7 protein-coding genes, 1 pseudogene and 1 riboswitch are annotated in these 8,606 nt (G+C 69.4%); of the genes and pseudogenes, 1 reads left to right on the forward strand and 7 read right to left on the reverse strand.

The annotated features are described in order from the left end of the window. Window positions 1-703: pseudogene (gene pepN / locus G3N98_RS36655) on the reverse strand (aminopeptidase N); the annotation flags it as partial. Window positions 704-890: 187 nt separating this feature from the next. On the opposite strand from pepN, the gene G3N98_RS36660 reads away from it, so the two are divergent. Then, complete coding sequence (locus tag G3N98_RS36660; protein WP_206150853.1) at window positions 891-1,589, forward strand: DUF4136 domain-containing protein; 699 nt, start codon at window positions 891-893, stop codon at window positions 1,587-1,589. 52 nt (window positions 1,590-1,641) lie between these two features. Here the strand turns inward: G3N98_RS36660 and G3N98_RS36665 are convergent, their stop codons facing one another. The 6 genes from G3N98_RS36665 to G3N98_RS36690 form a co-directional block, all read right to left on the reverse strand. Then, the gene (locus G3N98_RS36665; RefSeq protein ID WP_089494301.1) at window positions 1,642-2,214 is read right to left on the reverse strand and encodes a TMEM165/GDT1 family protein; all 573 of its coding nucleotides are present in this window, start codon (window positions 2,212-2,214) and stop codon (window positions 1,642-1,644) included. A 78-nt stretch (window positions 2,215-2,292) separates the two neighbouring features. Then, window positions 2,293-2,430: riboswitch (yybP-ykoY riboswitch) on the reverse strand. A gap of 146 nt (window positions 2,431-2,576) precedes the next feature. Next, the gene (gene guaD, locus G3N98_RS36670; protein ID WP_089430753.1) at window positions 2,577-3,893 is read right to left on the reverse strand and encodes a guanine deaminase; all 1,317 of its coding nucleotides are present in this window, start codon (window positions 3,891-3,893) and stop codon (window positions 2,577-2,579) included. Window positions 3,894-4,263: 370 nt separating this feature from the next. Beyond that, window positions 4,264-5,289: an adenosine deaminase gene (locus G3N98_RS36675; RefSeq protein WP_089430754.1), complete on the reverse strand. Its 1,026-nt coding sequence runs from the start codon at window positions 5,287-5,289 to the stop codon at window positions 4,264-4,266. Between the two features lie 18 nt (window positions 5,290-5,307). Beyond that, the gene (gene xdhC / locus G3N98_RS36680) at window positions 5,308-6,324 is read right to left on the reverse strand and encodes a xanthine dehydrogenase accessory protein XdhC (protein WP_089472345.1); all 1,017 of its coding nucleotides are present in this window, start codon (window positions 6,322-6,324) and stop codon (window positions 5,308-5,310) included. 610 nt (window positions 6,325-6,934) lie between these two features. Next, complete coding sequence (locus G3N98_RS36685) at window positions 6,935-7,447, reverse strand: disulfide bond formation protein B (protein WP_206150854.1); 513 nt, start codon at window positions 7,445-7,447, stop codon at window positions 6,935-6,937. A gap of 138 nt (window positions 7,448-7,585) precedes the next feature. Next, window positions 7,586-8,606: amidase (locus G3N98_RS36690; protein WP_241026242.1), on the reverse strand; the 1,021-nt coding region annotated here is incomplete at its 5' end.

An 8,606-nucleotide genomic window follows, 5' to 3' on the forward strand; every position in this document is an offset into this window, starting at 1 on the left:
TCAGTGAATCCATCGCATGACGCGTCTTGTCGAGATCGGCGGGCTCGACCCACACCTGCAGCAGCTTCTCCTTGCCCGAGCCGGTCGTGATCGTTTCCTCGATCGCGACGAGCTTGCCCGCGACCAGCGCGAACAGGTAGCTCGGCTTGCGGAACGGGTCTTCCCACTTCGCGAAGTGGCGGCCGTCGGGCAGGTCGCCCGAATCCACGAGGTTGCCGTTCGACAGTAGCACCGGGTACGCGGCCTTGTCGGCGCGCAGCGTCACCGTGTACGACGCCATCACGTCCGGACGGTCGAGGAAGTAGGTGATCCGGCGGAAACCTTCGGCTTCGCACTGCGTGAAGAAGTTGCCGCTCGACACATAGAGGCCCGACAGCGTCGTATTCTGGTCAGGTGCGCATGCGCTTTCGAGCGTCAGCTCGAACGCTTCGGGCACGTTCTCGACCGTCAGCCCGTGTTCGTGCGCACGCACGGCGCCATGCGGCGCGCCATCCAGCCAGGCGCCGAGGAATTCGAGCGCTTCGCCCATCAGCTCCAGGTGCGGCGCGGGCGCGGCGTCCGGATTGCGGCGCACGCGCATCGTATTCCTGACGATCGTACGGGCCGGCGCAAGATCGAATTCGAGCGCGACGGCATCGATGAGGAAGGCCGGCGGCGTGTAGTCGGCGCGGCGGATCACGGTGGAGGAGGCGTTGTCGGACATGGTCGTCGAGATCGGTGGAGTGGGGGACGGGCCCGTGGCACGGGCCGGGCGAACCGGGCCATTGTACAAAGGCTGGCGGCCGCGTGCCGGGCGAACTTTTTACCGGTTCCGGGAGTCCGCGTATTATCGGCATCCCGTTACGGTTCGCGCGGTGCGACGAACGGGTGACGGATCGAAGAGGATCAACATGAAACGCGAATGGATTCAACGCGGTGCGTGCTGGGCGGCGGTGCTGTGCGTGGCGCTGCTGACCGGCTGCACCAGCTACGTGACGACCCAGGTCACGGCCTTCTCCGACTGGAGCGGCAGCGACGCGACACGCACCTATGCGTTCACGCGCACCGAGGCGCAGAAGAACAGCATCGAGCAGTCGACCTATGAGCCGATCGTCGCGAACGAGCTGTCGACGTATGCGTTCCGGCAGGTGCCGCAGGCGCAGGCGCGGTATCTCGTCGGGCTGACCTATGCGGTCGGCAGCGATCTCGTGACGGTGCCGCAGCCGGTCTATTACGATCCGTGGTTCGCGCCCGGGCCGTACTGGCGGCGCGGGCCGTGGGGCCCGTGGGGTCCCTGGGGGCCGATGCCGGCCGGCTACGTCGCGCAGACGTACCAGGTGTTCGACTACACGCTCGGCATCCGCATCACCGAGCGCGCGACGGGCAAGGAGGTGTACAACGTGTCCGCGCGCACGACCGGCGACAACGGTACGCTGCTGTACGCGATGCCGTTCCTCGCGCGCAGTGCGCTCGCCGATTTCCCGCTGTCCAACGGCGCGGTTCGCTCGGTCCGGCTGCCGGTCGACAAGCGCGGCGGCCCGGCGGCGCCGGCCGCCAACGAACGCGTGGTGCCGGCCGCGCCCGCGTCGGGTGCCGCTGCCGCGAAGTAACGCGGGATCCCTCTCGGCGCGGCCGTCCGGCCGCGCCGGCCATGCCCTTCCGTCAGACCCCGATACCCAGCAGCGCCAGCGCGCCGAGCACGACGAACAGCACGGCCGCGATCGCGTGCACGAGCTTCGTCGGCAGGCGGTGCGCGAAGCGGTCGCCGAGCAGGATCGCGGGCACGTTCGCGAGCATCATCCCGAACGTCGTGCCGGCCACGACACCGAGGTAGTCCTGGAAGCGCGCGGCCAGCGCGACGGTCGCGATCTGCGTCTTGTCGCCCATTTCTGCGAGGAAGAATGCGACGAGGGTCGCACCGAACACGCCGAGCCGTGAGCGGTTGGCATTGGCTTCGTCGGCATCGAGCTTGTCCGGCACGAGGATCCACAACCCCATCGCGATGAACGAGAACGCGAGCGCCCAGCGCATGATCGACGGTGTGACGAGCACGCCGAGCCATTCGCCGAGCGCGCCGGCGAAACCGTGGTTCACGAGCGTCGCGACGAGCACGCCGAGAATGATCGGCACCGGCTTGCGATAGCGCGCGGCGAGTACGAGGGACAGCAGTTGGGTCTTGTCGCCGATTTCAGCGAGGGCGACGGCGCCGGTGGAGATCAGGAAGGCTTGAGACACGTATGGGGTTCCACGGGCCGATGTTGTGCGTGCGAGCGACGATCCACCGCGCGCCGGGCCCTGATGCGGCGCGCTGTGAACCATCGGTCTCGCCAGGCCTCGGTGGCTGCGTCCGCCATGGCCGTACGGCCAAGTCTGTTGACGGACGCCTCCGTCACGATGCGCGCCGGGAGCGCGGGACATCGAGCGGAGCGGCTACTCCCCAATGAGCGGCGAATTCTAGCACGGTGCGTTGCGCGCGGGAAAGCGGTTGGCGGGCGCTGTGCCCGGAGTCGGGGCGGGATCGGCGTACGGCAGTCTCGGCGGCCCGGCACGCGCGGCGGTGGAGGCCCGCGCGGGCCGGGGCGACCCCCGGCAGGTCGTTACGCGGCGGGGCGGCGTGCCGCGCCGCGCTCGTGGACGAGTTGGCCGGCCGCATAGGTGCGGTACACCGCGCGGTCGTCGCCGAGCAGCGCGAACGCGAACAGCAGTTCCTCGAGCGAATCCGCGCGTTTCGTGCGGCGCGCGAGCAGCGGCGTGGCCTGCGGATCGAGCACGACGAAGTCGGCCTCGGTGCGCGGTGCGAGCGTGCCGACCGTATCGGCGAGGTCGAGCGCCTGCGCGGCGCCGGCCGTCGCGAGCCAGAACATTCGCGTCGCGCTCAGGTGGTGGCCCGACAGCCGCGCGACCTTGTGCGCTTCGTTCATCGTCTGCAGCATCGAGAACGACGTGCCGCCGCCGACGTCGGTCGCGAGCGTGACGGGCACGTCGTATTCGCCGGCCTTGTCGAAATCGAACAGCCCGCTGCCGAGGAAGAAGTTCGACGTCGGGCAGTGCGCGACGACGGTGCGCGTCTCGGCCATCCGGCGGCGGTCCTCGTCGTCGAGGTGGATGCAGTGGCCGTACACCGCGCGCGGGCGCAGCAGCCCGTAGCGGTCGTAGATATCGAGATAGCTGCGATGGCCGGGGAACAGCTCGGCCACCCATTTCACCTCGTCGACGTTTTCCGCGACGTGGCTCTGCACGAACACGTCCGGATGGCGGCGCGCGAGTTCGCTGCACGCCTCGAGCTGCGCCTCGGTCGACGTCGGCGCGAAGCGCGGCGTGAGCGCGTACATCTGGCGGCCCTTGCCGTGCCAGCGGTCGATCAGCTCGGCACTGTCGTCATAACCCGATTGCGCGGTATCGCGCAGGAATTCGGGGCAGTTGCGGTCCATCAGCACCTTGCCCGCGATCATCCGCAGGTCGCGCGCATCGCTTGCCGCGAACAGCGCATCGGCCGACTGCTTGTGCACCGTGCAGTAGACGAGCGCGCTCGTCGTGCCGCAGGCGAGCAGTTCGTCGACGAAGAAGTCGGCGACTTCGCGCGCATGCTCGGGATCGCCGAACTGGCGCTCGGTCGGGAACGTATACTTGTCCAGCCACGGCAGCAGGCCCGGCGCCGGCGACGCGATCATGTCCGTCTGCGGATAGTGGATGTGCGTGTCGATGAAGCCGGGCACGATCAGCTTGTCGCGCAGGTCATGGACGATCGCGTCGCGCGCGAGCGTCGCGGCGAGCTGCGCGTACGGGCCGGCCGCCACGACCTTGCCGTCGTCGACGACCAGAAGGCCGTCGGTCTCGTAGTTCGCGGCCTGGCTCGATTGCGCCGGGTCGCCGTTGAAGGTCAGCAGCTGGGAACGGAAAGCGGTTTGCGTCATGACGAATGGTCCTGCATCAAGGTAAGGCGAACAGAAGAAAACGGGCGACGCCGCACGGGGGCAACGTGGCGCCTGGCGAGCGGGTGCGGCACGCTGCGTGCGGCACGACCGGAAGCGATTGCGCGGGCGAACGTGGCGGCCGAAGCCGCCGGCGAGTGGTTGCCGGCGGGCCTCGCAGCCGTTGCGCTCACGACCGATGCGGCCGCGCGCGAAACGGCAAATCGCGACGGCAGGCATGCGCGAGCGACGACGCACAGCGCCGTCGCCGCGCGCTCACGCCCGCGGTCGTCCCGGCGCAAGGCCGGGCCGGTGGTCGCGAAGCGGATGCCGTTGCCGTGTTTCATCTGTCAGCGTTCCTCGATGCCGGCCGTCACGCGGCCTGCCAGTACGCGTCGAGGCGCGCGTACAGCGCGTCGCGCTGCGCCGGTTCGATGAACGACGCCTCGAAGCCGTTGCGGATCACCGCATGGACTTCGGCATCCGTGAGTTGCAGCCCTTCGGCCGTCGCGAAGTAGTTTTCATTGACGTAGCCGCCGAAATAGGCCGGATCGTCGGAGTTGATCGTCACCGCGACGCCGCGATCGAGCAGCGCCTTCAGCGTGTGCTTCGCCATGTCGTCGAACACGCACAGCTTGAGATTCGACAGCGGGCAGACGGTGAGCGCCGTACGCGATTTCGCGAGGCGCTCGACGAGCGCCGCGTCCTCGATGCTGCGCACGCCGTGGTCGATGCGGTCGACCTTCAGCACGTCGAGCGCTTCGTAGATGTACGCCGGCGGGCCTTCCTCGCCTGCGTGCGCGACGAGCTTCAGCCCGAGCGCGCGCGCCTTCTCGAACACGCGTGCGAACTTCGTCGGCGGATGACCGAGCTCGGACGAGTCGAGGCCCACGCCGATCAGGCGATGGCGATAGCGCTCGAACAGCGGCAGCGCGGATTCGAACGTCGCGAGCGCGTCCTCTTCGGACAGGTGGCGCAGGAAGCACAGGATCAGCTTGCTCGACAGCCCGCGTTGCTCGGCATCGGCGAGTGCACGCTCGATGCCCGCGACCACCGTCTCGATCGGCACGCCGCGCTCGGTGTGCGTTTGCGGATCGAAGAACAGCTCGGTGTGGACGACGTTGTCGGCGAGCGCGCGTTCGCAGTACGCGGCCGTCATGTCGTAGAAATCCTGCTCGGTCAGCAGCACGCTCGCGCCGGCGTAATAGATGTCGAGGAACGACTGCAGGTCGGTGAACGCGTATGCGGCGCGCAGCGCGTCGATCGAGTCGTACGCGAGCTTCACGCCGTTGCGCTGCGCGAGCGCAAAGATCAGTTCGGGCTCGAGCGAGCCTTCGATATGGATGTGCAGCTCCGCTTTCGGCGCGCGGGCAATCTTGTCCTTGAATGTCGGGGTCATGGCGTCGTTCTTGGTCGGTCAGTAGGTAGGGGAAGCCTGCGTGGACGCGTTTGCATTCGCGTTTGCCTCGACGGCCTGCAGCAATTGCGCAGCCACCGAGATCGCGATTACTTCGGGTGCCTTGTCGATGATGCCTTCGACACCGATCGGGCAGCGCATCCGCGCGACCTGGGCCGGGTCGATGCCGATCGCGGCGAGACGATGATCGAACTGCACGCGTTTCGCGTGCGAGCCGGTCATCCCGAAGTACGCGTAGTCGGCACGACGCAGGATGCGCTCGGCCAGCACGAAATCGAGTGCGTGGTCGTGCGTCATCACGACGAAGTACGACTGCGGCGGTGCGGCGTCGACCGCGTCGGCCGGGGCAGCGGCCGCTTCGATCGCGAGGTTGCCGATGCCGGCGAGCGCGTCGGCCGGCGGGAACACCGCATCGGGCCCGTCGATCCAGCGCACGTGGCACGGCAGCGTCGCCAGCACCTTCACGAGCGCGGTGCCGATGTGCCCGGCGCCGAACAGCACGACGGGGAACGCATACGGCGCGATCGTTTCGGTCATCAGCGACACGCCGCCGGTTTCCCACAGCAGGCAGTCGGCACGCGCGGCTTCCGATTCGGGCTCGCTCAACAGCGGCGCGCCCGGCGAGGGGCCGAATGATACGCTACGCACGGTCGCGGCGCCGGCCGCGACACGCTTCGCGAGCGACATGATCCAGCCGAGATCGCCCACATCGAGCCGCTCGAACGCGAGCACCACGGCGCCGCCACAGCACTGGCCGAGACTCGGGCCGAGCGCGAGCCGTTCGAGCCGGCGTGCGTGCGGCACGTGCGCGCCATCCTTCAGCAGATGCCGCGCGATCTCGATCGCCTTCCATTCCAGATGACCGCCGCCGATCGTATGGCGGGCCGTGTCGCGCGTGACGAGCATCTTGGTGCCGGCTTCGCGCGGCGCGGAGCCGTCGGTGTGCGCGACCGTCACGAGCACGGCCGCTTCGCCGTGCGCGAGCAGTTGCTGCAGATCGCCGAGCCAGGCTTCCATCAGCACGCTCCGTTCGGGACGACGCGGCACGACACGCGGCGCGGGCTGGCGGGCGTGGCGGCAACGATGACGGACGGGAGCGAGGCGGGCCGGCCGCACGGCCGATGCAGTGCGGCGGCAGCGCGCGAACGGCGCGCGCGGACGGCATGAGGGTGACGGATGCGGATGGTTTGCGTTGTCATGATGAATCCAGTCGACATTGCGGATCGGGCGCGCGTTACGCAGGGGTGGTGAGACCGCCTGGCCTCGCGCACGTAGATCGCCATCCAGTCACGAAGATAGCACCGCGAGGCGACGGGAACATCGCCAGGCGGTGATCCGGGCTATCAGGAGGCGATCATGTCGATCATAGGCCCGCCGCGCGGGATCGGGGCGCCAATGCGCGCACATCGGGCCGAAACGCAGGCGTGGCGGGGCTGGGCGCGGAACTCGCGCGATGCGCGTTCGCCCGGAGACCCGGGCGGCGGCGGGGTAGGTGTTTACGCTCGACGGGCCGGATGCGGCTCGCCGGGCTGGGCCGGCGGGCGCGCCGGAGCCGGGCGGTCACCGGCCGGCGGTAGTGTGCGGCCCGGGCGAACGGGCCGCGCGCAGGCCAGTCGACACCGGCCGGTCAGGCCACGAGCTTGCGGCGATGGCGCCAGAGGCTCGCGGCGACCGCGACCAGGATCACGGCGAAGCCGATCAGCGCCCAGCCGGGCAGCAGGATGCCGAAGATCGGCGGGTAGACCGTCTCGCACAGTCCGGCGACCTTGAACATGCCGGGGAACCACTGCGCGGGCGGCAGGCTGTCGACGATCGGCTGCAGCGTGTCGAAGCCGCAGCTGAAGCCCGGATTCATCTGGATCGACAGGTGCCGGGCGGCCGTGCCGACACCGCCGGCCGCGGCGATCGCGATCAGCAGCTCGAGCACCCAGACACCGCGCCAGTTGCGGATCCCGGCGGCCAGGAACGCGAAGATCCCGATCGCGCAGAAGAAGTAGCGCTGGATGATGCACAGCGGGCACGGATCTTCGTTCTTCACGTACTGCAGGTAGAGCGCACCGGCCAGCAGGGCGATGCACACCCATCCGAGCAGCATCAGCAGGCGGCGTTCGCGGCGGATGGCGAGCGTGTAGTCGTTCATGTCGGCGGGGTTCCTCGTGGTCGGTCCGGAAAACAATCGCGCGATTTTAGCGCGAACGGTCTGGCACGAAACTGACAGCGCGCGTGCGGCAACCTGCCGCACCGCGCGTCCTGCCCGTCGGCGCCCGGCTGGCGGCGCTCAGCGGATCGTGTTCAGCACGGCCTCGACCGCCTGGCCGATCGCGAGCAGCGCGTCGTCGCGGTGCGGCGCGGCCGCGAGCATCAGGCCGACCGGCGCCGCGTCGCGCGGATGGCAGGGCAGCGACAACGCGCACGCGTCGAGGAAGTTGAACGCGCTGGGGTTGCGCAGGATCAGCGCGTTGGTGCGCGTGAAGGCATCGTCGTCCGCTTCGAGTTCGGCGATGCGCGGCGGCACGACCGGCACTGTCGGCGCGACGAGCGCATCGAAGCGCGACCAGACCGTGTGGGCTGCTTCGTCGAGCATCGCCGTGCGCGCGGCGAGCAGGTCGAGATAGTCGGCCGCGCTCGCGGGTTCGCCCTTCAGGATCCGCGTGAGCACGCGCGGGTCGTACTGGTCGCGGTGCTTGGCGAGCAGCGGGCGATGCCATGCGTAGGCCTCGATCGGCGAGAAGCCGAAGCGGTTGACGTCCGGCAGCTGGTCGAGCGCGGGGAAGCGCACTTCCGTGACGATCGCGCCGGCGGCTTCGAGATGCTTGAGCGCGGCGTCGAGCGCGGCCGCGACGTCGGCATCGACGCCGTCCGTCACGTAGTTCGTCAGCACGCCGAGCCGCACGCCTTCGAGCGGCCGGGCGGCCGGCACGTGCGGTTCGAGGCCCGCGAGCATCCGGTCGACGAGCGCGCAGCAGGCGACCGTCAGGCCGATCGGGCCGAACGAGTCGAGCGTCGTCGACAGCGGCACGCCGCCTTGCGTCGGGATCCGGCTCGCGGTCGGCTTGAAGCCGGTCAGCCCGCACAGGGCGGCCGGAATGCGGATCGAGCCGCCCGTGTCGGTGCCGAGCGCGACGGCGGCCATCCCGTCGGCGACGGACGCGGCCGCGCCGGACGACGAACCGCCGGAAATCCGCGCGTCGCCCGGCACGTCGCGGTGGTACGGCGAGCGCGGATGGCCGAAGTGCGGATTCAGCCCGAGCCCCGAGAACGCGAACTCGCTCATGTTGGTGCGGCCGACCAGCACCGCG

It is taken from the genome of Burkholderia sp. Tr-20390 (assembly GCF_017104595.1).
Taxonomy (GTDB): Bacteria; Pseudomonadota; Gammaproteobacteria; order Burkholderiales; family Burkholderiaceae; genus Burkholderia.

Coding starts and splice junctions, on each gene's coding strand:
- G3N98_RS36660 (WP_206150853.1), top strand. CDS start 891: ATGAAACGCGAATGGATTCAACGCGGTGCGTGCTGGGCGGCGGTGCTG.
- guaD (WP_089430753.1), bottom strand. CDS start 3,893: ATGACGCAAACCGCTTTCCGTTCCCAGCTGCTGACCTTCAACGGCGAC.
- G3N98_RS36675 (WP_089430754.1), bottom strand. CDS start 5,289: ATGACCCCGACATTCAAGGACAAGATTGCCCGCGCGCCGAAAGCGGAG.
- xdhC (WP_089472345.1), bottom strand. CDS start 6,324: ATGGAAGCCTGGCTCGGCGATCTGCAGCAACTGCTCGCGCACGGCGAA.
- G3N98_RS36685 (WP_206150854.1), bottom strand. CDS start 7,447: ATGAACGACTACACGCTCGCCATCCGCCGCGAACGCCGCCTGCTGATG.